This window comes from Bradyrhizobium aeschynomenes, assembly GCF_013178945.1.
In the GTDB taxonomy this organism is placed as follows: Bacteria; Pseudomonadota; Alphaproteobacteria; order Rhizobiales; family Xanthobacteraceae; genus Bradyrhizobium; species Bradyrhizobium aeschynomenes.
In genome coordinates, this window is record NZ_JABFDM010000005.1 from 249,631 (window position 1) to 276,584 (window position 26,954).

Sequence of the window (26,954 nt, forward strand, 5' to 3'; positions counted from 1 at the left end):
GGTCGGCGGTCAGAACTGGAAATACAGGAACTGGGAGGTATCGCCCGCGATGATGTTCATGAGCACGGCGGCAACCAGTGCCACCGACGTGCCGATCGCCCACGTCAGGGAGGGGCGCCATTTCAAGGCGAGAACGCTCCATGGGCGCGGGTTATGATAGGTCTCCAGCCCGACATTCCATCGCTCGAACATCGCATTGACGTTCGGCAATGCCAGGCATGCGGCGTAGCCAACCAGGATCGCGATCATCACTCGGGGATCGACCAGATTGGTCATGGTGATCTTCTCCGGAGAGGACAGGCCGATCATGCCCTTGATGAGCCGGATGGCTGCGTTCGGATTGTCGGCACGAAAGAACACCCAGGCGAGAACCACGGCAAGCTGGGTCAAGAGCAGCGCTGCCGCGGCGTACCAGGCCGTGCCGGCATGACGGGCAAGCGCCGGCCGCGCCTGGACGAACTTGCCCCAGCGGTGGTTGACGATCAGGAACAGCCCGTGAAGGGCTCCCCAGATGACGAAGGTGAACCCCGCCCCATGCCACAGGCCGCCAAGCAGCATCGTTGTGAACAGGTTGGCGTTGCGCCTGTTCTCGCCATGTCGATTGCCGCCGAGCGGGATATAGAGATAGTCGCGCAGGAAGCGCGACAGCGAAATGTGCCAGCGCCGCCAGAATTCGACGATGCTCTGCGACTTGTACGGGGAATCGAAATTGAAGGGCAGCTTGATGCCGAACATGATCGATATGCCGATCGCCATGTCGGAGTAGCCGGAGAAGTCGAAGTAGATCTGAAGCGAGTAGGCGAGTGCGCCTCCCCACGCGTCCATCAGGTGAAGATGGCTTGAATTGGCGGCCTGGAACACCGGACTTGCAACCATCCCGAAGCCGTCGGCAATGAACGACTTCTTGAACAGGCCGATCGTCAGAATCGTGAGGCCGACCGCAACGTTCTCGATCGAGATCCGTCTGCTATCCTCCGAGCCGAATTGCGGCATCATCTCGCGATGATGAAGGATGGGGCCTGCGATCAGATGCGGAAAATAGGTGACGAACAGCCCGTATTTGACAAAGCTACGTTCGCTGGAATAGCCGCCATAGACGTCTGCGAGATAGGCAATCTGCGTGAAAGTAAAGAACGAAATTCCCAGCGGGAGCACGATCGCGAGAAACGGGTATCTCGACGCGGTGAGCGCGTTCAGGATCTGGATGCCAAAGTTCGTGTATTTGTAGAACGCCAGCGCCGCGAGGTTGAGCGTGATCGCTGCTGCAAACAATCCGGTGCGCGCCTTGCCGGTCTGACCGGCGATCAAGAGACCCATCGTGTAATTGAAGACGATCGAGATCAGGATGATCGGAACGAAGTGAAGGTCCCAATAGCCGTAAAACGCCAGCGAGGCGGCCGCGAGCCAGCTGAGGCGAGCCACTGGAGATGCGAAAAGCCTTGCCAGCAGGAAATATCCGGCGAAGGTCACCGGCAGGAACAGGAACAGAAACTCAAACTGCGTGAAGAGCATAACGAAGTTTCTTGATGTTGCTGCGTGTAGCGTTGCTTTATCAATGATTGAGGGGGCTGCCAAGTTGGCGAACGCGGCCGGGCCGTGATCTCTCGGGGATTATCCTCTGGCGCGGAGCGGTGGCGATGGAGCCGAGAGGGAATGGAGCCGAGAGGGATGTTTGCCGACCTGTTCGCGCTTTCCGGCCGCGGATCCTTCTGTTATAGGTCCCGGTTATTCGACGGGCTTTCGCGCTCACTTGCGATCCGCCCGTCCGGTGCTCAATGCAGGCGCGGGCGGCGCGCGATATGACCGAGCTCAGGTTCGTTCCGATGCGATGGCTGCCAATTCCTCGCGCTTTCTCCAGGATGGCCTCGTTGCCGACCGCTGGCGCGCCCGGACCGGGGCGGCGGTGGGTGCCAGCAAGGATTTGACTGCATGTCCTTCGTGAGGAGGCTCCTGGGGCCGCGCTCCAGGCGTTTCATCTATTTCGGCTTCCTCATTGTAGGAATGTGCCTCAACGCCTTGCCGCCTCGCCTGGTGTTCCTGATGCTCGTCGTTTGCGACGCCATCGAGCTGAAGGGCCGTGGCCGGCTCTATCAGGCCTATTTTCCTTACGTCACCTCCCGCCTTGCAGAGGATCCGGCGTTTCGCTTTTCGAGCAGGCTCAGCTCCGGTTTCAAGCCGGCCACGGCGCGCGTGCTGCATGGGATCGGCGCATACCGCGAGGCCTGCGCATGGATCCTCGATAACAAGCTGGCAGCCGCGTCTGCCGACGTCGCGTTTGCGTTGCTGAGGTCACTGTTCGAGCTCGGCCAGTTCGAGCAAGCCTATGACGCCGTCCTCGGCATCAGACAGACGGACCCTGCGCCGACCGCCCACCTCGCTCACCTGATTGCGATGATCGAGATCATCGCCGGCGACGAGGTTGCCGCGTTGCGCAGCATGGAGGTCGCATGCAAGCTCGATCCGTCGATGCTGCGGCCGCATCAGAACATCGCCTCGCGGTCGCCTCGCCTCTATTCACCCAATCGGTTGGACGTCGCCTGCGGCGCGCCCGGACGCATGTTCGATCTATGCAACTTTGCTGGACAGCGTGTGACGCATGTGGGGCGCGGCGAAGTCGGTCCACGATTGTTCGAGCGTGCTTTGGATGCGCAGGACCGGTTGCGGCAGCAGGGCAGGCCGGACGTCTCCGCAGCGCTTGGGCAACTGCTCGCCGAACTCGATGTTTCGCTGGACGATTTGAAGCTGATCCCCGAGGAATGGTCGACGCAGATCGGTCATCTCGGCATGCTCGACATTCTCCTGCGCATGCAGGAGCTGGGCTGGTGGTCCGGGCAGCCTGTCATGGTGGTCAGGCCGCAACTGATTGCAAACGCCTCGTTCTTCCGATTGTTCGACGGCCGTTGCAAGGTCGTCATCGTCGGCGGCATGGTGACGGAGCCGTTGGCGGAGGAGCTCCTTTCGCTGCAGAGATGGTGCGGCTTGAACTTCAATGCCTTTCGACTGCCCCAAGGCCCGGTCGTTCCATGGCAGGAGGCTGGTGCGTTTGCACTCGATGCCTGGAAACGGCAAGGGCGCGGGCATCCGCTGCGCGATGCCTATGACCGGCAATGCACCCGGGACGAAAACGGAAGCGACCCGCTTCGGCTGTTGCGAGAGCGGTTCGGCATGCAGCCCGATGATTGGTATGTCTGCCTGCATACGCGGGATGCCGCACATTATTTCGAGTTCATGGGGACCGGCCAGACCCATCGCAACGCGCCGATCGAGGCGTCCTTGGATGCCATTCGTCTGATCACGGCGCGTGGCGGCTGGGTGATCAAGCTCGGCGGACCGAATTCACCGAAGCTCCCGCCGCTGCAGCGTACGATCGACTATGCGCTCAGCGAGTTCAGATCCGATCTGATGGACATCCATCTGATCCGGCACGCCAGGGCGTTCATCGGGACCACGTCCGGACTGACGAATGTGGCGGTCAGCTTCGGCATCCCTTGTGCAATCGTAAATGCGATCACCACCGACGCCCAATTGTGGAACGGGAATGTCCGCTTTGCTCTCAAACCGGTCCGGCTGGCCGACGGCACCATGCTGACGCAGCGCCAGCTGACGAGCACGCCGTGGCGCTGGCGCGTGTTCGATGCGGCCGTGCTTGGCCGGAGCGGGGCGCAACCGGAGAACAATTCCGCGGAGGAGATTCACGACACGGTGGAAGAGGTCTTGGCGATTGCGGATGGTCGCACGGCCGAGTTCGATGGCGATCACGATGCCGAACGATTGCTGTCTCGCTGGAGAAAGGCGCTCGCTTTGCCCTATTATTACGGGACGAGCCGCCCGAGCCTCGCATTCCTGGCGAGGCACGAGAAGGAGTTTCTGCTCGATGCGACGGACCTGAGCTGAGTCATGCGACGGCGTCTCAAGGCTGCGAGGAGGGCCTCATGTGCGGCATAGCGGGCCTTTTGAGACCCGGGGGGGCTGATGAGGGCCGGCTGAACGGAACCATCGAGCGGATGACGGCTGCGTTGGCCCACCGGGGACCTGATGCGTCCGGAGCATGGCGTGACGGGCGGCATGGCATTGCCCTCGGGCAGCGCCGGCTGGCGATCCTGGATCTCTCCGAGGCCGGGGCGCAGCCGATGCACAGCGCCTGCGGGCGCTACACGATCACGTTCAACGGCGAGATCTATAATCATCTCGAGGTCCGCGCCGAGCTCGAGAGGCAGGGCGGCGCGCCGAACTGGCGCGGCCATTCCGACACCGAAACGCTGCTCGCCGCGATCCGGCAATGGGGTGTCGCGCCGGCGCTGCAGCGCCTGATCGGCATGTTCGCCTTCGCGCTGTGGGATGCGGAGACGCGGCACCTGATTCTGGCGCGCGATCGCTTCGGCGAGAAGCCGCTGTTCTACGGCTGGAGCGGCGGCGATCTGGTGTTCGGCTCCGAGCTGAAGGCGCTCGCCGCTCATCCCGAATGGGCGCCTTCGCTCGATCGCGCAGCGCTCACCGCATTCATGCGCTACTCCTATGTGCCGGCGCCCGCCACGATCTGGACCGGCATCCGCAAATTGCCGCCGGCTTCGTTCGTGAGCTTCGCCGCCGATGCGGCACGGGAGAACTGGCCCGCGCCGCAACCCTATTGGTCGCTGCGCGACCGTGTCGTTGCGGCGCAGAGCGATCGCATCAGCAGCGAGGCGGAGGCCGTCGCGCGCCTGGAACAGCTGCTGTCGATCGCGGTCAAGCGGCAATGCCTGTCGGACGTGCCGCTCGGTGCGTTCCTGTCCGGCGGCGTCGACTCCTCGACCATCGTGGCGCTGATGCAGGCCCAGGCGGGGCAGCCGGTGCGCACCTTCAGCATCGGCTTTGCAGAGGGGGGCTACAACGAGTCCGAGGATGCGCGCCGGGTCGCGCAGCATCTTGGGACCGATCATACCGAGCTCTATGTCGACGCACGCACGGCAATGGACGTCGTGCCGAAGCTGCCGCGCATCTATGACGAGCCGTTCGCCGACTCCTCGCAGATCCCCACGCATCTGGTCGCGCAGCTCGCACGCCGGCACGTCACCGTCGCGCTGTCGGGCGATGCCGGCGACGAACTGTTCGGCGGCTACAACAGGCACGTCTGGGGCGGCGCTCTGCAGGCGCGTCTCGGACGCCTGCCGATGCCGCTCCGCCGTGCCATCGGCGCCGCGTTCAGCGCAATCGCGCCGGAGCCGGCGGATACAATTCTCAGGGCGCTCCAGCCCGTGCTGCCGGCCCGCCTGATGGTGCGGCATGCCGGCGACCAGGTTGCCAAGCTCGGCCGCATCATTGCAGCCGACGGCTTTGACGGCCTGTATCGGACACTTTGCTCGATCGATCAGGATCCGGCCGGTACGGTCGTGGCGGGGGAGGAGCGCGCGAGCTGGGCCGCAGAGCAGATGCGACAGCTCGCAACGGAGATCGAGCCGCTCGACCGGATGACGTTGGCCGATTCCTTGAGCTATCTCAGCGACGACATCCTGCAAAAGGTCGATCGCGCAGCCATGGCCGTGGCGCTGGAGACGCGCGTGCCCTTCCTCGACAAGGACGTTGTGGAGTTCTCGACCAGGGTTCCCGCTGCGATGAAGGTGCGTGATGGCCGCGGCAAATGGCTGGTACGCCAGGTGCTCTATCGCCATGTGCCCGCTGAGATGATCGACCGTCCGAAGACCGGCTTCAGCGTTCCGCTCGACGCCTGGCTGCGCGGGCCGCTGAGATCATGGGCCGCGGACCTGCTGTCGCCGGCACGGCTGAAGCGGCAGGGCCTGTTCGACCCGGCGCGGGTGACGCGCATGTTCGACGAGCATCTCAGCCGTCGCCACAATCATTCCTACTGGCTCTGGAACGTGCTGATGGCCGAGGCTTGGTACGACGAATGGGCCGGGGCCAGGTAGTCAGTCTTCGACCGTGGCCGGCACGGCCATGTTGCCTTTGCCCTTCTCGGCACTGAGGATCCACACCACGCCGCCCATGCCGCCGACGATGAAGTACACCGCGCCGAACAGGATCGAGACCACCGTGCCGTCGGCTGGCGCGAGCCCGGCATAGCCGAACGCCACCATCATCGTCGCTTCGCGCACGCCCCAGCCGGCGATCGAGATCGGCAGCATCGTGATGAGCATGATCGGCGGCGTCAGCAGGAACAATTGCTGGAATGCGGCGGGAGCAGCAATCGCGCGCACGGCGCACCACGCGATCACGACGGCGAGCACGTGGACCGATAGCGACAATACGGCGATCTTGGCCGCCGTGGTCCTGCCGAAGATGACCTTGCTAGCGATCACCGAGCAGGCATAGACGTGGCGCGTCGGCCACCACGCCTTCATCCAGGCCGCCGGAAGATAGCCCACGGTCAGAAAGCCGACACCGGCGGCCAGTGCGGCCGCATCGACCAGCACCAAGGCGAGCCGGCCGTGCTCGTCGGCGATCATGCCGTAGCTCCACGGCAGGCTGGCCACGATGATCAGTGCCAGCGCGATGAAACCGACGGCGCGGTCGGTCAGGATCGAGTAGCTCGCCGCGCGCCAGCCGGCGCCAGTGCGGCCGATCAGCCACAGCCGGACCGCATCGCCGCCGATCGATGAGGGCAGGGTCTGGTTGAAGAAGGCGCCGATCATGTTGTAGCGGAACGCCTTGAGGTCGGTCAGCGGCGCGCCGCACAGCGCGGAGATCTCGCGCCAGCGCAGCGCGCCGATGAAGATCTGCAGCAGTGTGATCGCCACCGCCAGCGCGATCCAGCCGATATTGATCTGACTGAGCCGCTCGCGGATGGCCGCAAAGTTGATCCCGCGCAGCGCCAGATAGAGCAGGGCGAGCGACACCACGATCCGAAGGAGGAGAATCAAAAACGCACGCATGCGAGAGTCGGCTTCGCTCTTGGTTGAAGGGTCCCAAGCCGAGTGCGAGACGCGCAACTCCCCGTCCTGGCAGGACCGGACCTCGGACAAGGTCCAGGCCGACACGGCGGCCGACCCCTTGCGGTCCTGATGCCCCGGTGGCTAAACAGTCGCAGGGGTGGCGTCAATGGCCTCCGAAACGACCGGAATATCAATTTATGTCTCATGGCCGGAAGATCGCGGTGATAGGCCTTGGTTACGTCGGCCTGCCGGTCGCCGCAGCGTTCGCGCGCGCAGGCTGCCCAGCGATCGGTTTCGACATCGATGCTGTCAGGGTCGCCGAGCTGAGGGACGGCAGGGACCGTACCTGTGAGGTCGACGCTGCCGATCTCGGGCGCCCCGGCCTGCGCTTCACCAGCGATCCAGGCGACATGCAGGCTGCCGATTTCTTCATCGTCACGGTGCCGACGCCGATCGACAGCGCTCGCCGGCCCGACCTGAGCGCCATGCTGGCCGCCACGCGCACCGTGGGCGCCGTGCTCAAGCGCGGCGACATCGTCGTGTACGAGTCCACCGTCTATCCGGGCGCCGTCGAGGAGGATTGCGTTCCGCTGCTGGAGAGCAACTCGGGACTGAAGGCCGGCGCCGATTTCAACGTCGGCTATTCGCCGGAGCGCATCAATCCCGGCGACAAGACGCATCGCTTCGAGACCATCACCAAGGTCGTCTCGGCGCAGAACCAGCAAACGCTCGGGATCGTCGCCGACGTCTACGGTTCGGTGGTCACGGCCGGGATCCACCGTGCGCCGTCGATCAAGGTGGCCGAAGCCGCCAAGGTGATCGAGAACACCCAGCGCGATCTCAACATCGCCTTCATGAACGAGCTGTCCCTGATCTTCCAGGCGCTGGAGATCGACACCGGCGACGTGCTGGCGGCGGCCGCGACCAAGTGGAACTTCCTGCCGTTCACGCCGGGCCTCGTCGGCGGGCACTGCATCGGCGTCGATCCGTATTACCTCACCTACCGCGCCGAGAAGGCGGGCTATCATCCCGAGGTCATTCTGGCGGGGCGGCGCATCAACGACGAGATGGGCCGGCGTATCGCGCGGGAATGCATTCGTGGTCTTCTGAAGCGCAGGGGCCGCAGCGGGATCGTCACCATCCTCGGCATGACCTTCAAGGAGAACGTGCCCGACATCCGCAATTCGCGGGTGATCGACATCATCAGCGAACTGCAGTCGTTCGGCGTCGAGGTGCAGGTCGCCGATCCGCTGGCCGATGCCGCGGCCGTGCATGAGGAATATGGTATCGGCCTGACCGCGATCGAGGCGTTGCGTCCTGCCGACGCCATCGTGCTCGCCGTATCGCACGATGCGTATCTCGCAGGAGGCTGGTCCCTGGTGCAGGGCCTGCTGCGCGAGGAGAGCGGCCTCGTGCTCGACGTGAAGATGAAGCTCGACCGCGCGAGCAAACCCGCCGCCATCGAACTGTGGCGACCCTGACGGAGCGACCATGGCAGATCATCCCATCCTCGTGACCGGCGCCGCCGGCTTCATCGGCTTTCATCTGGCGCAGCGGCTGCTCGCCGAAGGACGCGAGGTGATCGGTATCGACAACGTCAATGCCTACTACGATCCGAAGCTGAAGGAGGCGCGCCTTGATCTTCTGAAGGCGCAGCCCGGCTTCGCCTTTCACAAGCTCGATCTCGTCGACCGCGCCGGCATCAAGACGCTGTTTGCTCAGCATCGCTTTCCCGCGGTGGTGCATCTCGCCGCCCAGGCCGGCGTGCGCTATTCGCTGGAAAACCCGCACGCCTATGCCGATGCCAATCTCGAGGGCTTCATCAACGTCCTCGAAGGCTGCCGCCATCACGGCTGCGAGCACCTGCTGTTCGCCTCGTCCTCGTCGGTCTATGGCGCGAACACCAAGCTGCCGTTCTCGGTCAAGGACAATGTCGACCACCCGATCAGCCTCTATGCGGCCAGCAAGAAGGCCAACGAGCTGATGGCGCATTCCTACAGCCATCTGTACCGGCTTCCGGCCACGGGCCTGCGCTTCTTCACCGTCTATGGCCCCTGGGGCCGGCCCGACATGGCGATGTTCATCTTCGCCAAGGCCATCTTGGCCGGTCAGCCGGTCAGGCTGTTCAATCACGGCCGGATGCGGCGCGATTTTACCTATGTCGACGACATCGTGCAGGCGATCGTTCGTTTAATTGGCCGTCCGCCACAGGGAAACCCGGATTGGGACGGAAACAAGCCGGATCCCTCGAGCAGCCGGGCGCCATGGCGGATTTACAATATCGGCAACAATCATCCCGAGCAGCTGATGGACGTGATAACGCTGCTGGAGAAGGAGTTCGGGCGGCCGGCCATCAGGGAGATGCTGCCGATGCAGCCCGGAGACGTCGAGGCGACCTATGCCGACGTCAGCGATCTCGAGCGCGACATCGGCTTCCGGCCGGCGACGTCGATCGCCGACGGCATCGGACGTTTTGCAGAATGGTATCGCGACTATCATCGGATTTGACGGACTGATTGCATGACCGGACGTATCATTCCCCTCATCATGTGCGGCGGCGCCGGGACGCGGCTGTGGCCGGCATCGCGGGAGGTGCGCCCGAAGCAGTTCCTGCCGCTGTTCGGCGCCCGCTCGACGTTCCAGGACACGCTAATGCGCGTGTCCGACGCCGATCTGTTCGCGCGGCCGATCATCATCACCAATGCGGCCTACCGCTTCATGGTGCTCGAGCAACTGGCCGAGATCGGCATCGAGGCCGACGTGCTGCTGGAGCCGATGCGGCGTGACTCCGGCCCGGCCATCGCAGCGGGAGCCGCCTTCGCGCAATCGCGCGATCCGGATGCCGTGGTGCTGGCGCTCGCCGCGGATCATGTGGTGCGCGATACCGCGGCCTTTCTCGTGGCCTGCCGTGCCGGACTTGCCGCCGCAGAGGCCGGCCGTATCGTGACTTTCGGCGTCAATCCTGAACGCGCCGCCACCGAATACGGCTACATCAGCCCGGGGGCGCCGGTATCGGGAGAGGTTCGGGCGGTCGCGAAATTCGTCGAGAAGCCCGACCAGCCGACCGCCGAGCGCTACATCCGCGAGGGCTATCTCTGGAACAGCGGCAACTTCATGTTCCGCGCGTCCGTCCTGCTCGATGAATACCGCAGGTTCGATACGGCCAGCGTGCAGACGGTGACCGACGCGGTCGCCAAGGCCGGCCGCGACCTCAGCTTCATCATCCTGGACTCCGATGCCTTCGCCGCAGCCAAGCCGATCTCGATCGACTATGCCGTGATGGAGAAGACCGAGCGGGCTGCCGTGGCGCCGGTGTCGTGCGGCTGGTCGGACGTCGGCTCCTGGCACGCGGTCTGGGAGCTGTCCGAAAAGGACGGGCAGGGCAATGCCGCGCGCGGCGCCGCCGTGTTCGAGGACTCCCGCAACTGCAACGTCGTCACCGACAAGGCGCTGGTCGCGCTCGAAGGCGTCGACGATCTCGTCGTGGTGGCTGCGCAGGATGCCGTGCTGGTGTCGCGCCAGCGCGATGCCAACGGCTTGAAGCGGCTGGTAGCCAAGCTCAAGGCGGTCGCGCCGGAGGTGACCGAGGCGCACATCAAGGTGCACCGCCCTTGGGGCAGCTATCAGTCGGTCGACAACGGCGAGCGTCACCAGGTCAAGCGCATCGTCGTCAAGCCCGGTCAGCGGCTGTCGCTGCAGAAGCACTATCACCGGTCCGAGCACTGGATCGTGGTGCGCGGGGCGGCGCGGGTCACCGTCAATGAGACCGTGAAGACCGTGCACGAGAACGAATCGATCTACATCCCCATGGGCGCGGTGCACCGCCTGGAGAATCCCGGCAAGATTCTGCTGGAGCTGATCGAGGTTCAGACCGGGTCGTATCTCGGCGAGGACGACATCATCCGCATCGAGGACGATTACCGCCGCGAGTAAAGCGGGGGTCTCGCCTCGAATCAGGCGAGCCGTGCTAGACAGCCCCGGACGTCCTCCGCCGGAGAGCATCCTTGTCAAGCACGATCGGATCGCGCGCGTTCCAGAACGCGCGCCTGCAGAAGAAGAACCGCAAGCAGGCCGATGGCCTGCTGCCGAAGGCCGTCGAGGCCTACCGGGCCGGCCGGCATGCCGATGCCCAGGCCATCTGCGGGCAGGTGCTGAGCCTCGTCCCTGATCATTTCGATGCCCTACATCTTCTCGGCGCCTCTGCGCTCGACAGCGGCCGGCTCGACCTTGCCGAGCAGGCCTTGACCAGCGCCATCGCGGTGGAGCCGCGCAATGCCGAGGCTCTGGCCAATCTCGGCCTCGTCCTCTTCAGCCTGAAGCGCTACGAGGAGGCGCGCGCGGTGCAGGAGCGCGCCATCGCGCTGAAGCCCAATTTCGCCACGGCGCTGACGAGCCTCGGCAACACCTTGATGAACATGCAGCTGTTCGCGCAGGCCATCGAGATGCATGACCGCGCCATCGCGCTGAAGCCGGACTTCGCCGACGCCTATTGCAATCGCGGCATGGCGCAACTGCTCCTGCTGCGCAACCAGGAGGCCAGACAGAGCTTCGACCGCGCCTTGGCGCTGGCGCCGCGGCACATGCAGGCGACGTTCGGCAAGGGGCTCGTCAGCGTCAATCTGCGCCACCTGGAACAGGCGCTCGCAGCCTTCAACGCCGCGCTTGCGATGAAGCCGGGGACCGCGGCCATCGTCGCGCAGCGTGGCCGTCTCTACGTGCAGATGGGACGGTTCGACGAGGCCGAGGCCGATTTTGATGCCGCGCTCGCGACCGATCCCGCGCTGGAAGCGGCGCTGCTCGGCAAGGCGCATGTCTGCGTGCTCACCGAGCGGATCGCGCCGGCGATGCTGGCCTGCAAACGGGTGCTGGAGCAGAATCCGGCGTCGGAGGTGGCGCTGATCTGGCTCGGCACGTGCCTGGCGAAGCAGGGCGACACGGCCGGCGCCATCCAGCATTTCGACCGCGCCCTCGAGATCAAGCCGGACTTCGAGGACGCGATCCTGAAGAAGATCTTCGCGCTGGACTTCTATCCCGGGGCCGACGTCGCGGTGCATCAGGCGGTCCGGCGCGAATGGTGGGAGCGGATCGGCGCGCACATCCCGCAGCGCCAGCTTGCCGCCATCGATCGCGATCCGGAGCGCCGCATCACGGTCGGCTACGTGTCGTCCGACTTCCGCAGCCATTCGGCTGCGCTGACCTTCCTGCCGGTGCTGCGCCACCACGACCACGCCGCGTTCAAGGTCATCTGCTATTCGTGTTCGCCGCTGGTCGATTCTGTCACCGAGCAGTGCAAGGCTGCGGCCGATGGCTGGGTCGATGCAGCGCAGCTGTCCGACGATGAGCTCGCCGATCGCATCCAGGCCGATCAGGTCGACGTTCTCGTCGACCTCTCCGGTCATTCGGCCGGCAACCGGCTTACCGTATTCGCCCGCAAGCCCGCGCCGATCCAGGTCACCGCGTGGGGCAATGCGACCGGCACGGGATTGCCGACGATGGACTATTTCTTCGCCGATCCGGTCACCGTGCCATTGGCGGTGCGGCCGCTGTTCGCCGAGCAGGTCTACGACCTGCCGGCCTTGATCACGACGGATCCGCTGCCCGACGCGCAGCCGACGCCGCTGCCGATGCTGCGCAATGGCTACGTCACATTTGGGGTCTTCAACCGCGTCGACAAGATTTCCGACGAGGTGCTGACGGTCTGGTCGGCGCTCATGCAGGCTCTGCCCGAGGCCCGCATCGTCATCAAGAACGGTGCGCTCGAGGATCCATTCCTGCGCGACGGGCTGATCGCGCGTTTCGCCGCCTTCGGCATCGGCGAGGGCCGGGTGACCTGTCTCGGCGCATCGATGCGTCACGAGCACATTGCTGCCTTTGCCGATGTCGACATCTCGCTCGATCCTTTCCCGCAGAATGGCGGCGTCAGCACGTGGGAATCGCTGCAGGCCGGCGTGCCCGTGGTCGCCAAGCTGGGCAACAGCGCGGCATCGCGGGCCGGCGGCGCGATCGTCAAGGCGATCGGGCTCGACGATTGGGTGGCTGAGGACGACGAGGGCTATGTGACGATCGCTTTGAAGCACGCTGGACAACCGGCCGCGCTGGCCCAGCTCCGCGCTGAGCTGCCGGCGCGTGTCGCCGGCTCGGCCGCCGGCAATGTCGTGACCTATACGCGCAAGGTCGAGGAGGGGTACCGCCAGTTCTGGCGCCGCTATTGCGCGGCCGGCAGCTGAGTCCTTCGGCCCGGCGGGAAATCGTGCGGCGCATGAGCGCGCCCGATTCGTAGATCGACGCGTCAATTCTGGAGGCCGTCTTTGGCAAGCGATGTCGGTTCCCGTGCGTTTCAGAATGCGAGGCTGAACAAGAAGCTCCGCAAGCAGGCGGACGCACTGATGCCCACGGCCGTCGCCGCCTATCGCGGTGGACGGCGGGCTGAGGCCCAGGCGGTCTGCGGCCAGATCCTGGTGCTGCTGCCCGACCATTTCGATGCCTTGCACCTGCTCGGCGTGACGGCGCTCGACGGCGGCCAGATCGATCTCGCCGAGCAGGCGCTCACCAAGGCCGTCGAGATCGAGCCGCGGAATGCCGAGGCGCTCTCCAATCTCGGCCTCGCGCTGTTCAACCGCAAGCGTTTCGAGGAGGCGCGCAAATGCCAGGAGCGCGCAATCGCGCTGAAACCCAATCTCGTTGTCGCGCAGACCGGCCTCGGCAATAGTCTGATGCGTCTCGGCCTGCCAAGCGAGGCGATTGCCGCACATGACCGGGCGATCGCGCTGAAGGCTGACTACGCCGATGCCCATTGCAATCGCGGCATGGCGCTGCTGCCGCTCGGCCGCAACGCGGAGGCCAATGCGAGCTTCGACCGCGCTCTCTCTCTCAACCCGCGCCATATGGAGGCGATGTTCGGCAAGGGGCTCGCCAGCATCAATCTGAATCACGTCGACGACGCGGTCGCGGCGTTCGATGCGGCGCTCGCCGTCAAGCCCGGTGCGGCGCAGGTGCTGGCGCAGCGCGGCCGGCTGCATCAGATGGCCGGGCGGTTCGATCAGGCAAAGGCGGACTACGAGGCGGCGCTGGCCCGTGATCCGATGTTGGAGATGGCGCTGCTCGGCAAGGCCCAGCTCGGACATTTCAAGGACGTCGCGCAGTCCGTGGATGCCTGCCGCAAGGTGCTGGAGCAGAACCCGCGCTCCGAGGATGCCTGGCTGTGGCTCGGCGTCTGCTACGCCAAGCAAAGCGAGGTCGCTGCGGCCATCGCACATTTCGATCGTGCCCTGGAGATCAGGCCCGATTTTGCCGAGGCGATGACCGCCAAGATCTTCACGCTCGAATTCATGCCCGATGCCGACTTTGCGCTGCATCAGGCCGCTCGGCGCGAGTGGTGGGAGCGGATCGGCCGTCACATCCCGCAGAGATCGCTGCCGCCGCGCGACCTCGATCCGGAGCGGCGCCTCACCCTTGGCTACGTCTCCTCCGATTTCAGGAATCACTCGGCGGCGCTGACCTATCTGCCGGTGCTGAAGCACGCCGATCGTGAGGCCTTCCGGATCTGCTGCTACGCCTGCTCGCCGGTCCAGGATGCGGTGACCGCCCAGTTCCGCGCCTGCGCCGAAGTCTGGGTCGATGCCTCGCAGATGTCCGACGACGAACTGGCCGACCGCATCGAAGCCGACGGCGTCGACATCCTTGTCGATCTTTCCGGCCATTCCGCCGGCAATCGGCTGCCACTGTTCGCCCGCAAGCCGGCACCGGTTCAGGTCACGGCGTGGGGCAGCGGCACCGGCACGGGCCTGCCGACGATCGACTACTTCTTCGCCGATCCGGTGACGGTGCCCCAGGCCGCACGCCAACTGTTCGCCGAGCAGGTCTACGATCTGCCTGCTGTCATCACCACGGAAGCGCTGCCGGACGTGGAGCCGACGCCGCTGCCGATGCTGCTCAACGGCCACGTGACCTTCGGCGTGTTCAATCGGCTCGACAAGATCTCCGATCCGGCGCTCGCGCTGTGGTCGCGGCTGATGGCGGCGCTGCCTGACTCCCGCATCGTCATCAAGAGCGGCTCGCTCGATGATCCCTTGCTGCGCGACCGCCTGTTGGCGCGCTTTGCCGCCCATGGCCTCAGTCACGAGCGCGTCATTTGTCTCGGCTGGTCGACGCGCGAGCAGCAGATCGCGCAGTTTGCGCAGGTGGACATCTCGCTCGATCCGTTTCCGCAGAATGGCGGGGTCAGCACCTGGGAGTCGCTGCAGGCCGGCGTTCCCGTCATCGCCAAGCTCGGCCTGAGCGCGGCGTCGCGGGCCGCGGGCGCGATCGTCACCGCTGTCGGGCTCGGCGACTGGGTGGCCGAGGACGATGACGGCTACATTGCGATCGCCATCAAGCATGCGCGCCAACCGGCCGAGCTGGCGAAGCTCCGGGCCGCACTGCCGGCGCGGGTGGCCGCCTCCGCAGCCGGCAACGTCGAGACCTACGCCCGCAAGGTCGAAGAGGGGTATCGCCAGTTCTGGCGCCGTCATTGCGCCAGCCCCGGCTGAACGTCGTGGCGGCGGCGCAAGCCGACGCCACGCATGAGTTCGTCGCGTTCGTTGAAGTCCGCACGCCGCCACGTGGAGGCAGGTCCTTGGCTAGCAATGTCGGCTCTCGCGCGTTCCAGAACGCCAGGCTCCAGAAGAAGCACCGCAAGCAGGCCGACGAGCTGATGTCGCACGCGGTGGCGGCCTATCGCGCTGGGCGTCCGGCGGAGGCGCAGGCGATCTGCGGCCAGATCCTGGCGCTGTTGCCGGAGCATTTCGATGCCCTGCATCTGCTCGGCGTGGTGGCGCTGGACAGCGGTCAGCTCGACCTCGCCGAGCAGGCCTTGACGAAGGCGGTCGAGATCGAGCCGCGTCACGCCGAGGCGCTGTCCAATCTCGGGCTCGCGCTGTTCAATCGCAAGCGTTACGAGGAGGCGCGCAAATGCCAGGAGCGGGCGATCGCGCTGAAGCCGAATCTGCTCGTGGCGCTCACAGGCCTCGGCAATACGCTGATGCGCCTGGGGCGGCCGGAGGAGGCGATCGCCGCGCATGACCGGGCGATCGCGCTCAAGCCGGACTATGCCGATGCTCATTGCAATCGCGGCATGGCGCTGCTGCCGCTCGCGCGCAGCGAGGAGGCCAATGCGAGCTTCGCTCGCGCGCTCTCGCTCAACCCGCGCCACATGGAGGCGATGTTCGGCAAGGGGCTCGCCAGCATCAACCTGCGCCATTCCGACGACGCGCTGGCCGCATTCGATGCCGCGCTCGCGATCCGGCCGCGCGCGGCGCAGGTGTTGGCGCAGCGCGGCCGGCTGCACCAGCAGGCCGGCCGGTTCGACCAGGCGATGCCGGATTTCGAAGCCGCGCTGGCCATCGACCCGCTGCAGGACGTGGCGCTGCTGGGCTTCGCGCAGCTGAGCGTCATCAGGGACAACATCGCGCCGGCGATGGACGCCTGCCGCAAGGTGCTGGAGCAGAACCCGCGGTCGGAGGTCGCCTGGACCTGGCTCGGCGAATGCTTCTGCAAGCAGGGTGATCTCGCCACGGCCATGCAGCACTTCGAGCGGGCGCTCGAGATCAAGCCGGACTTCGGTGATGCGATCACCGCCAAGATCTTCCTGCTCGACTTCATGCCGGACACCGGCTTCGCCCAGCACCAGGCGGTACGCCGGGAATGGTGGACCAGGATCGGCAGCAAGATCACGCGCCGGCCGCCGCCGGTCCGCGACCGCGATCCGGAGCGGCGGCTCACCATCGGCTACGTCTCGTCCGATTTCAGGAATCACTCGGCGGCGCTGGTGTTCCTGCCGGTGCTGCGGCATCACGACCACCAGGCCTTCAAGGTCGTCTGCTACTCCTGCTCGCCGCTTCGGGATGGCATGACCGAGCGCTGCCGTTCCGCCGCCGACATCTGGGTCGACGCCTGGCAGATGTCCGACGAGGAACTGGCCGATCGCATCGAGTCCGATCAGGTCGACATCCTCGTCGATCTCTCCGGCCATTCCGCCGGCAACCGGCTGCCGGTGTTCGCGCGCAAGCCGGCGCCGGTGCAGGTCACGGCATGGGGCAGCGGCACGGGAACGGGACTTCCGACCATCGACTACTTCTTCGCCGATCCGGTGACCGTGCCGGAGGCCGCGCGTCCGCTGTTTGCCGAGCAGGTCTATGATCTGCCGGCGGTGATCACCACCGACCCCTTGCCGGGATGGCAGCCGACGCCGCTGCCGATGCTGCGCAACGGCCACGTCACCTTCGGCGTGTTCAACCGGATCGACAAGATCTCGGACCCTGCGCTCGCGCTGTGGTCGCGGCTGATGGCTGCGCTGCCGGATGCGCGGATCGTCATCAAGAACGGCGCACTCGACGATTCCCTGGTGCGCAACGCTCTCGTCGCCCGGTTCGTGGCGCATGGTGTCGCCGAGGAGCGCATCACCTGCCTTGGTCTGTCGACGCGCGACCAGCACATCGCGCAGTTCGCCGAGATCGACATGTCGCTCGATCCGTTCCCGCAGAATGGCGGCGTCAGCACCTGGGAATCGCTGCAGGCCGGCGTGCCCGTCATCGCCAAGCTCGGCTTTGGTGCGGCGGCGCGCGCAGCAGCCGCCATCAACACGGCGGTCGGGCTCGCCGCGTTCGTGGCGGCGGACGATGACGGCTACATCGCCATCGCCCTGAAGCATGCGGCGCAGCCTGCGGAGCTGGCGAAGCTGCGCGCTGAGCTGCCGGCGATGGTTGCTGGCTCCGCGGCGGGCAACGTGGAGACCTACACGCGCAAGGTGGAGGAGGGCTACCGCCGGTTCTGGCGCCTCGACTGCGCCTCCTCCTGACCTCGGCAGCTACAGCCGCGCAGCGCCGACGATGCGGCCGTCCGGCGCTTCGAGCAGGACCGCAACATCCTCGCCCTCCGGCATCGGCTCGGTCAGGCGGAGCGCGGCGCCGCTCCAATCTGCCAGCGTGCGGACCGATCGCACCACGTTGAGCTCCTCCAGCGTGCGGCCGCCATTCTCGCCGCGGCGGATCGCCGTTTCATGCCGGCGATCGAAGCCGACCAGCACGATGCGGCCGCGCCCTTCACCGGCGCCGACCTCGACGGTGAGCTTGTCGCCTTTGCGTGCGAGCGTCAGCGGCGTCGCGGCGCGCGCGGCCCTGGCGCGCTCGATCGCCGGTGCAATCTCGGCCCTGTTGGAGCCGACATGACTGGTTAGGCCGTCGATCACGATCTCCGGCGTGTAGGAGCCGTCGCCGAAGCGGCTGCCGTAGCGGGCCTGACGATCGGTCGCCGCCGGCAATGAGAACGGATCCTTCCAGCCGAGCCGGTCCCAATAGGTCACATGAAAGGCGAGCGGCAGCACGTCGCGCCGCTGGCGCACCAACTCGTTCAAATAGGCATTTGCAGGTGGGCACGACGAGCAGCCTTGCGACGTGAACAGCTCGATCACCACCGGTCGCTCCGCTGCGGCCGCGGCCGACGGCGACCAGGGTGCCAGGGAGGCGAGCAGGATGGCGAAGCGAGACGCGTAGCGAAGCGAGGCGAGGTGTTGGACCATGGGCGTTCTCCCGCGATGTGACATGACCTCCTTCGCAAGTTCGATCCATCGCGTTACCTCCGGGCGCTGCCAACACGCAGGCGTGATGCGGATCATCCGCCGTCCACTGCCTGTCCCAACACGTGAGCAGGGCGCGCGGCACACGCGAAGGCCATGCTACAGGTCCCTCAAAACACTCCGCTTTTTGTCTACCTCCGATGTAACTTTCTGAATCAAATCGTGTCCTGAAAAAGGTTTCCGCATTCGCCTCGCTGGAAGTGCCATGCTAGGAGAGCGTCGACCGGCTGATTTGCAGATCGTTAACTGTTGTGGCCGAACCGTGACATCGATGGGGTCGAGGACATGAGTTCCAAGGGGGCGGGCCACAAGGCCGAACTGAGGCAGGCGCTGCGGGTCGGCGTGATCGGAGCCGGCGTGATGGGCAGCAACCATGCCCGCGTGCTCGCCGGACTGCCCGACGTGCATCTCGTCGGCGTCGTCGATCCGCTCCAGGCGCATCGCACCCGCGTCACCGAGCTCGCCAACTGCCCGACCTTCGAAACGCTCGATCAGCTCGCCGCCGAAGGTGTCGACGCCGTCACCATCGCCGCTCCCACCCATCTGCATCATGAACTCGCGCTCGCCTGCATTGCGCGCAAAGTTCATCTCCTCGTCGAGAAGCCGATCGCCTCCACGGTCGAGGAGGGCAGGGAGATCGTCTCGGCTGCGCATCGCGCCGGCGTCACCCTGATGATCGGCCATGTCGAGCGCTTCAATCCGGCGGTCGCCGCGATCAAGAAGGCGATCGCCGGCGAGGACCTCCTCTCGATCGCCATCACCCGCGTCGGCCCGTTCCCGCCGCGCATGTCCAATGTCGGCGTCGTCATCGACCTCGCCGTGCACGACATCGACCTGATCCGCTGGTTCACCGAGTCCGATATCATCGAGGTGCAGCCGCAGCTGTCGAGCGCGGTGGCCGAGCGCGAGGACATCGCGCTGCTGCAATTCCGCACCGCCTCCGGCGTGCTGGCGCACATCAACACCAACTGGCTGACGCCGTTCAAGGCGCGCAACGTCACGGTGGCGACGCGCGGCAAGTACATCATGGGCGATCTGCTCACACGCCAGGTCACCGAATGCTTCGGCTTCAAGCCGGACGGCAGCTACTCGATGCGGCATCTGCCGGTCGGCCATGACGAGCCGCTGCGCGCCGAGCTGATCGCGTTCCTGCACGCGGTGCGCTCCGGCACCGCGCCGGCTGTCACCGGCGACGAGGGCGTCGCGAGCCTCGCGATCGCCACGCAGTGCCTGGAGACCTCGAGCCATCGTCCGGCCGAGACCGCCAAGCTCCGTGCGGCAGGCTAGTCGCGCTTCCGCTCCCCCCATTTCCAATTTCGAAACGTTGTAGAGCTCATGAACCAGCATTTGCGTCATCAGCCCATTCCGTTCATCGACACCGCCGCGCAGCGCCAGCGGCTCGGCAAGTCCCTCGATGACGCCGTCGCCCGCGTGCTCGCGCACTGCCAGTTTCTCGGCGGCCCCGAGGTGATCCAGCTCGAGAAGGAGCTGGCGGAGTTCTGCGGCGCCAAATACGCCGTGAGCTGCTCCAGCGGCACCGACGCGCTGCTGATGGTGCTGATGGCCCAGGGCATCGGCCCGGGCGATGCCGTGCTGTGCCCGTCCTTCACCTTCTGCGCCACCGGCGAGGCCGTGGCACTGACCGGCGCGACGCCGGTGTTCGTCGACGTGCTCGAGGACACCTTCAACATCGATCCGGCCTCGCTCCGCCGCGGCATTGCCACCGCCACGCGGCTCGGCCTGAAGCCGAAGGCCGTGATCCCGGTCGATCTGTTTGGGCAGAGCGCGGACCATGATTCGGTCGCCGCGATCGCCGAAGCCGAGGGCCTGTTCGTGCTCGACGACGCCGCGCAGGGTTTTGGTGCCAGCTACAAGGGCCGCCGCATCGGCACGTTTGGGCTTGCGACCGCCACCAGCTTCTATCCGGCCAAGCCGCTCGGCTGCTTCGGCGACGGCGGCGCCATCCTCACCGACGACGCCGGCCTCTTGGAGCGGCTGCGCAGCGTGCGCGCCCATGGCGGCGGCAGCGACAAATACGACAACGTCCGCCTCGGCCTCACCGCGCGGCTCGATACCATCCAGGCCGCGGTGCTGATCGAGAAGCTCAGGATCTTCGAGGACGAGATCGCCGCGCGCAACAAGGTGGCGGAGCGCTACACGGCGGCGCTGGCCGATGTGGTGAAGGTGCCGCGCCTCGTCGAGGGCTGCACCTCGGTCTGGGCGCAATACACCATCCGCCTGCCCAAGGGCGTCGACCGCGACACCTTCGCCGCCGCGCTGAAGGCGCAGGGCATTCCGACCGCGATCTACTATCCGAAGTCGATGCACCAGCAGACGGCGTACCGCATCTTCCCGAGCGCCGATGGTGGCCTGCCTGTCAGCGAGCAACTCTCCGCCGACGTCATCAGCCTGCCGATGCACGCCTATCTGGACGAAGCGACGCAGGCCCGCATCATCGACGTGGTGCGCGGCGCGCTGCGGGGCTGAGGTCGCGCGCGCTGAACTGATTTGCGTCCACCGGCAGCCAACACGCCAGTGTCGTCCCGGCGAACGCCGGGACTCATACCCCCAGGGAGCGGTTCGAGGCAGGCTGGTCATTGGCCTTTTGCCCAACACGTCCGCCACGGCGGATGGATCGCGGATCGGCGCCTGCCGCCGCTGCCCGCCGGCAGGCTTGTCCGGGATGACGGCGGTGGGTGAGGCGTCGTTCAAGTTTTGAACAGCAGAACGTAGGGCGGATTAGTACTACTGCGTCAGAAATGGGCTTTACTCCCTCCGTGTCGTTCCGGGGCGCCCGAAGGGCGAGCCCGGAACCCATACCCACAGGCAATAGTGTAAGGCAGGCTGGTTGTGGTCACTTTGTCGCCAAACATCTGTCTGTGGCTATGGATTCCGGGCTCGCCCTTCGGGCGCCCCGGAATGACGACGGATAGCGGGCAGTGTTTCTGACGCAGTAGTACTAATCCGCCCTACGGCAGCGTGGCTCAATTCCGATTTACATCTCAAACAGCGATCGACATAGGGGCGTGTTCTCGCGGCACGTGACGCCCGAGGCTTGCGATCAGTCCGCCCCTCGCAAACAGCGCAGAGGGCGCAGGGAATGCCGGGTGAAGGCCTCACCCATGGCCCGCCTGCGAACAAGAATGCAGGCGGCAGGTACCACAGGTTCAGCCGACATTCCGGCATTCCCTGCGCGATGGGTTGACGGCTGCTTCGCGATCTCCCCGGTGCGCCGGCTCGTTGGCCACCGTCATCAGCGCCGTGCATCCGCAGCAGCGCCAACTTGACCTCAGCTTCGGGAGGCCAGGACCACGCGACTTGACCGTCCGTGACAGCCCGTTCGTCCGCACGCCACAAGGACATGCTGCGAGCTCTCGCGGCCATCGCATCCCCGCCTCGCGTGTCGTGACGATCGCGCGCAACGCCCCTCTGCGGTGAGGCGGGATGCAGGGAGATGATCATGGTTTTCGAAAAAACGCAATAAGATTATTTTTATCGGAAGTTCGCGCATGTTGATGCCGCCGTTCCTGGGGAGGCGGCGCCACCTCAGTGGGTGAGGGCGCGTTGGGCTGATCTGCCTCGCTGGCCGCTCCACACACCATTGTCGTCCCGGCGAACGCCGGGACCCATACCGCGTGATGTCCGTAGCGGGCAGGCGGCTCGTCCCGCGCGTCCCATCGACGACACGGCGTATGGATCCCGGATCGGCGCCCGCCGCCGCTTCGCGTCGGCAGGCTGGTCCGGGATGACAGCGGAGTATGAGGCATGCAGCGTGTCTGCCGCACCGGCATGACATCAGTCTCACGCCACACTTTAGCCGCCAGCAGGCTAAACCCACGTTCCCCGCTTCAAACTCCGCGCCCAATCCTCTACAAGCCCCCCATGCTCGGACGCATCTTCACCGTCGGCGGCTATACCTTGCTGTCGCGCCTCACCGGCTTTGCCCGCGATATCATGCTGGCGGCGATTCTCGGCGCCGGGCCAATTGCCGATGCGTTCTTCATCGCGTTCCGGCTGCCGAACCATTTCCGGGCGATCTTCGCCGAGGGCGCGTTCAACGCGGCCTTCGTTCCCGCCTATGCGCATGTCCATGGCGCGAAGGGGCCGGCGTCCGCGAGCCTGTTTGCCGACCGCATCTTCACGCTGCTGCTGGCCTCGCAAATCGTGCTGCTGGTCCTAGCCTGGGTGTTCATGCCGCAGGCGATGACGATCCTGGCGCCCGGCTTCACCGACGATCCGGGGCAGCGGGACATGGCGATCACGCTGACGCGGATCACGTTCCCGTATCTGCTGCTGATCACGCTGGTGACGCTGTATGGCGGCATGCTCAACGTGATGCAGCGCTTTGCCAGCGCCGCGGCGGCGTCGATCTTCCTCAATCTGGCGATGATGGTCACGCTGGCGCTCGCGGCGTTCTTTCCGAATGCGGGCCATGCCGCGGCGTGGGGCGTGCTGATCTCCGGTTTCCTGCAGTATTTTCTGCTCGCCGGCGATCTCGCCCGTCATGGCGGCCTGCCGCGCTTTGCGCCGCTCAAGCTCGATGACGACATCCGCGCCTTCTTCAAGGCGCTGGGACCGGCGACACTCGGCTCAATGGGCACGCAGGTCGCGATGTTCGCCGACACCATCATCGCGACGTTCCTGCCGGCAGGCGCGATCTCGGCGCTGTATTACGCCGATCGGCTCAACCAGCTGCCGATCGGGGTGATCGGCATCGCCATCGGCACCGTGCTGCTGCCGGAGATGTCGCGGCGGCTGACGGCGGGTGATCACCAGGGCGCCATGGAGCAGCAGCGCCGCGCCTTCGAGTTCACGCTGTTGTTCTCGGTGCCGTTCGTCGCCGCCTTCCTCGCGGTGCCCGACGTCATCACGCGCGCGATGTTCGCCCGCGGCGCCTTCACAAAAGGCGACGCCGCCGCGGCCGGTGCGACGCTCGCCGCCTATGCCGTGGGCCTCATTCCCTTCGTGATGATCCGCAGCGCGGTCTCGACCTTCTATGCGCGCAAGGACACGGCGACGCCGGTGAAGGCCTCGCTGACCGGGCTGACCGTCAACGTCGTGCTGAAGGTGCTGCTGATGGGAGCGCTGGCCCAGGTCGGGCTGGCGCTGGCCACCGCCGTCGGGGCCTGGATCAATCTGCTGCTGGTGCTCGGCTTCGCCGTCCACAAGCGCTACCTCGTCGTCGATCGACGGCTGACCTTGTCACTGGTCAAGTTCGCCGCGACCGGGCTGGTGCTGGCCGCCGCGCTGTGGCTGACGGCCCATCTCGCCGCGATCCATCTCGCTTCGCTTGGCCGCGCGCAGGACGAGGCCACGCTCGGCCTGCTGGTCGCAGTCGGGACGGTCATTTATGCCGTCGCGATCCTGGCGCTGTTCGGCCCGCGCTGGCTCAAGGCGCTGGTCCGGCGCTAGATGTCATTGCATTGCAGCATTTCGGGCTGGAATACGGCGCGACAACATGCCAGCCAGATGGTTTTGCCAAGAGTTGACCACACCGCGGGCGAATGAGATTTGCGCGCTTTCGCGATCCACTGCAATATGGCGGCAATCATCGACAATGCAGTGGGACGTGAAACAAGATGGCAGCTCCAATCAAGTTCGGCATGGGTCAGAGCGTTCTCCGCAAGGAGGATGACGCGCTCATTCGCGGCAAGGGCCGCTATACCGACGATCTCGCGCCATCGGCCGCCCTGCATGCGCTGGTGCTGCGCTCGCCGCATGCCCATGCGAAGTTCACCGTCGATGTCGCCGCGGCGCGGCTGCTGCCGGGCGTGGCGCTGATTCTCACCGCCGAGGACACCGCGGAACTCGGCGGCCTGCCGTGCCTGTTCAACCTCGAGACCGATCCGTTCACCGCGCCGCCTTATCCGATCCTCGCCAAGGACGAGGTGCGTCATGTCGGCGACGCCGTCGCCTTCGTGGTCGCCGACACGCTCGACCATGCGCGCGATGCGATCGAGGCGATCAAGGTCGAGTGGACGACGCTGCCGGCCGTCACCGGCGTCGTCAATGCGATCAAGCCGGGCGCGCCGCAGGTGTGGGCCGATCACAAGGACAACGTGCTGTTCGACGTCTCGATCGGCGACAAGTCCGCGACCGAGGCGGCGTTCGCCAAGGCGCATGCGGTCGCCGAGATCCGCATCGTCAATCCGCGCGTGGTGGCGAGCTTCATGGAGACGCGCGCCGCCGTCTGCGAATACGACACCAAGCGCGATCATCTCACCTTGACGGCGGGCAGCCAGGGCAGCCACCGCCTGCGCGACATCCTGTGCCAGAACGTGCTGAAGATCCCGACCGAGAAGATGCGCGTGATCTGCCCGGATGTCGGCGGTGGCTTCGGCACCAAGCTGTTTCCGTACCGGGAATACGCGCTGCTCGCGGTCGCCGCGCAGCGGCTGCGCAAGTCGGTGCGCTGGGCCGCCGACCGCTCCGAGCATTTCATGGGCGACGCGCAGGGCCGCGACAACGTTACGACCGCGAAGATGGCGCTGGCCGAGGACGGCAAGTTCCTCGCGATGGACGTCGACCTGATGGGCGACATGGGCGCCTATCTCTCGACCTTCGCGCCCTACATCCCGCATGGCGGCGCCGGCATGCTGCCGGGCCTCTATGACATCCAGGCGTTCCACTGCCGCGTGCGCACGATCTTCACCCACACCGTGCCGGTCGATGCCTATCGCGGCGCCGGCCGTCCCGAGGCGGCCTATGTGGTCGAGCGCCTGGTCGATGCCTGCGCGCGCAAGCTCGACATGAGCGTCGATGCCATCCGGCGCAAGAACTTCATCCCGCCGCGCGCGCTGCCCTACAAGACCGCGACCGGCAAGGTCTACGATTCCGGTGATTTCAACGCGCATCTCAAGCGCGCGATGGAGATCGCGGAGTGGAAGGATTTTTCCAAGCGCGCCAAGGCCGCCAAGAAGCATGGCCTCATCCGCGGCATCGGGCTGGCGAGCTATGTCGAGGTCTGCGGCACCATGGGCGAGGAGACCGCCAATGTGCGGCTCGATCCCAATGGCGACGTCACGATCCTGATCGGCACCCAGTCGAGCGGGCAGGGCCACCAGACCGCCTATGCGCAGATCGTCGCCGAGCAGTTCGGCCTGCCGCCGGAGCGCGTCCACATCCATCAGGGCGACACGGCGGAGATCGCGACCGGCCTCGGCACCGGCGGCTCGGCCTCGATCCCCTCGGGCGGCGTCAGCGTGCAGCGTGCGACGCATGAGCTCGGCGACAAGCTCAAGCAGATCGCGGCCGAAGCGCTCGAAGCCGGCCTCGGCGACCTCGAGATCGCCGACGGCGTGATCCGCGTCGCCGGCACCGACCGCGCGATCAGCTTCGCCGATCTCGCCAAGCGCCCGGGCGTCGATCCCGCCAAGCTCAACGGCAGCGCCACCTTCGCCAGCGCCGACGGCACCTACCCGAACGGCACCCATGTGGCTGAGATCGAGCTCGATCCGGCCACCGGAATCATCAGGATCGTGAACTACGTGATCGTCGACGATTTCGGCGTGACGTTGAATCCGCTGCTGCTCGCCGGCCAGGTGCATGGCGGCGCGGTGCAGGGCATCGGCCAGGCGCTGATGGAGCAGGTGGTCTACAGCAACTCCGACGCTCAGCTCGTCACCGGCAGCTACATGGACTACGCGCTGCCGCGCGCGGCGGATGCGCCGACCTTCACCTTCGAGACCCACAACGTGCCCTGCAAGACCAACCCGATGGGCGTCAAGGGCGCGGGCGAGGCGGGCGCGATCGGCTCGTGCCCGGCGGTGGTCAATGCGATCGTCGAAGCACTGTGGCGTGAGTACAAGATCGACCACATCGACATGCCGGCGACCCCCGAGCGGGTCTGGATCGCGATCCGGGAGCAGCATCGCCGTCACAGTCTCTGAGTACCCTCTCCCAGCGTACCTCTCCGATATCCGCCTCAATTCCGGAATAACCCGCCGGGGCAGGGGTTGACCAAACAGGCGCGACCCGTCCGGGTGGGCTGGACGGGATTGTGACAACAAAGGAGCGAATTGATGAAGCGGACTGTCGTGGTGGCAGCAGCAGCGTTGCTGCTCGGGGCCGGCGCCGTGATGGCACAGGACAACCTGGTCAAGCAGAGCCAGGACATCATGAAGGCGAACGCCAAGAACCTCGGCGGTGTCCTGATCGCCATGGTCAAGGGCGAGAAGCCGTATGACCAGGCCGCCGTCAATGCCGCCCTGGCGCAGCTCGACGAGACTGCCAAGAAGCTGCCGACGATGTATCCGGCCAGCATGAAGGGCGCGAAGTTCGAGGGCGACTACAGCGCCTCGCCGAAGATCTGGGAAGACCAGGCCGGCTTCAAGGCCAAGATCGACAGCTTCGCCAAGGTCGTCACCGAGGCCAAGGCCAAGATCAAGGATCTCGACAGCCTGAAGGCGACGGCGCCTGCGATCGGCAAGGAATGTGGCGGCTGCCACGAGACCTTCCGTCTCAAGAACGGCTGATCT

16 protein-coding genes are annotated in these 26,954 nt (G+C 65.9%); 13 read left to right on the forward strand and 3 right to left on the reverse strand.

Features of this window, described 5'->3' with window-relative positions; translation table 11 throughout:
* Positions 1-9 precede the first annotated feature (9 nt).
* Positions 10-1,512 (reverse strand): MBOAT family O-acyltransferase, encoded by a 1,503-nt coding sequence (locus HL666_RS16820; protein WP_172112745.1) that lies wholly within the window; start codon positions 1,510-1,512, stop codon positions 10-12.
* A 417-nt stretch (positions 1,513-1,929) separates the two neighbouring features.
* Between HL666_RS16820 and HL666_RS16825 the strand changes: the two genes are divergently transcribed.
* Entirely contained in the window at positions 1,930-3,894 is a 1,965-nt protein-coding gene (locus HL666_RS16825; RefSeq protein ID WP_172182510.1) for a TIGR04372 family glycosyltransferase, read from the forward strand.
* A 38-nt stretch (positions 3,895-3,932) separates the two neighbouring features.
* Positions 3,933-5,903, forward strand: coding sequence for an asparagine synthase (glutamine-hydrolyzing) (gene asnB, locus HL666_RS16830; protein WP_172182512.1), 1,971 nt, complete (start codon positions 3,933-3,935; stop codon positions 5,901-5,903).
* On the opposite strand, the gene HL666_RS16835 is transcribed toward asnB, so the two are convergent.
* Positions 5,904-6,866 (reverse strand): lysylphosphatidylglycerol synthase transmembrane domain-containing protein, encoded by a 963-nt coding sequence (locus tag HL666_RS16835; protein WP_172112748.1) that lies wholly within the window; start codon positions 6,864-6,866, stop codon positions 5,904-5,906.
* Between the two features lie 197 nt (positions 6,867-7,063).
* Between HL666_RS16835 and HL666_RS16840 the strand changes: the two genes are divergently transcribed.
* From HL666_RS16840 to HL666_RS16865, 6 genes are all read left to right on the forward strand, one after another.
* Positions 7,064-8,347, forward strand: coding sequence for a nucleotide sugar dehydrogenase (locus HL666_RS16840; RefSeq protein WP_172182524.1), 1,284 nt, complete (start codon positions 7,064-7,066; stop codon positions 8,345-8,347).
* Positions 8,348-8,357: 10 nt separating this feature from the next.
* Positions 8,358-9,374: an NAD-dependent epimerase gene (locus HL666_RS16845; RefSeq protein WP_172182526.1), complete on the forward strand. Its 1,017-nt coding sequence runs from the start codon at positions 8,358-8,360 to the stop codon at positions 9,372-9,374.
* A gap of 12 nt (positions 9,375-9,386) precedes the next feature.
* Entirely contained in the window at positions 9,387-10,799 is a 1,413-nt protein-coding gene (locus HL666_RS16850) for a mannose-1-phosphate guanylyltransferase/mannose-6-phosphate isomerase (RefSeq protein WP_172182528.1), read from the forward strand.
* 71 nt (positions 10,800-10,870) lie between these two features.
* Positions 10,871-13,093, forward strand: a complete 2,223-nt coding sequence (locus HL666_RS16855; RefSeq protein ID WP_172182530.1) for an O-linked N-acetylglucosamine transferase, SPINDLY family protein — start codon at positions 10,871-10,873, stop codon at positions 13,091-13,093.
* A gap of 81 nt (positions 13,094-13,174) precedes the next feature.
* Positions 13,175-15,394 (forward strand): tetratricopeptide repeat protein, encoded by a 2,220-nt coding sequence (locus tag HL666_RS16860; RefSeq protein WP_172182532.1) that lies wholly within the window; start codon positions 13,175-13,177, stop codon positions 15,392-15,394.
* An 86-nt stretch (positions 15,395-15,480) separates the two neighbouring features.
* Positions 15,481-17,700, forward strand: coding sequence for an O-linked N-acetylglucosamine transferase, SPINDLY family protein (locus tag HL666_RS16865; RefSeq protein WP_172182534.1), 2,220 nt, complete (start codon positions 15,481-15,483; stop codon positions 17,698-17,700).
* A gap of 9 nt (positions 17,701-17,709) precedes the next feature.
* Here HL666_RS16865 and HL666_RS16870 read toward each other — a convergent pair whose 3' ends face one another.
* Positions 17,710-18,420 carry a DUF1223 domain-containing protein gene (locus tag HL666_RS16870; RefSeq protein WP_172182536.1) on the reverse strand — a complete coding sequence of 237 codons (711 nt, stop codon included), beginning with the start codon at positions 18,418-18,420 and terminating at the stop codon, positions 17,710-17,712.
* 342 nt (positions 18,421-18,762) lie between these two features.
* Here HL666_RS16870 and HL666_RS16875 point away from each other — a divergent pair, with 342 nt between their 5' ends.
* The 5 genes from HL666_RS16875 (at position 18,763) to HL666_RS16895 (ending at position 26,951) form a co-directional block, all read left to right on the forward strand.
* Positions 18,763-19,764, forward strand: a complete 1,002-nt coding sequence (locus HL666_RS16875; RefSeq protein WP_172112756.1) for a Gfo/Idh/MocA family protein — start codon at positions 18,763-18,765, stop codon at positions 19,762-19,764.
* Between the two features lie 48 nt (positions 19,765-19,812).
* Positions 19,813-20,964: a DegT/DnrJ/EryC1/StrS family aminotransferase gene (locus HL666_RS16880; RefSeq protein WP_172182538.1), complete on the forward strand. Its 1,152-nt coding sequence runs from the start codon at positions 19,813-19,815 to the stop codon at positions 20,962-20,964.
* A gap of 1,395 nt (positions 20,965-22,359) precedes the next feature.
* A complete protein-coding gene (murJ, locus tag HL666_RS16885) occupies positions 22,360-23,889 on the forward strand; it encodes a murein biosynthesis integral membrane protein MurJ (protein WP_172182540.1) in 1,530 nt (509 codons plus the stop codon).
* Between the two features lie 167 nt (positions 23,890-24,056).
* Complete coding sequence (locus HL666_RS16890; protein ID WP_172182542.1) at positions 24,057-26,366, forward strand: xanthine dehydrogenase family protein molybdopterin-binding subunit; 2,310 nt, start codon at positions 24,057-24,059, stop codon at positions 26,364-26,366.
* Between the two features lie 132 nt (positions 26,367-26,498).
* A complete protein-coding gene (locus HL666_RS16895) occupies positions 26,499-26,951 on the forward strand; it encodes a c-type cytochrome (RefSeq protein WP_172182544.1) in 453 nt (150 codons plus the stop codon).
* Positions 26,952-26,954 lie beyond the last annotated feature (3 nt).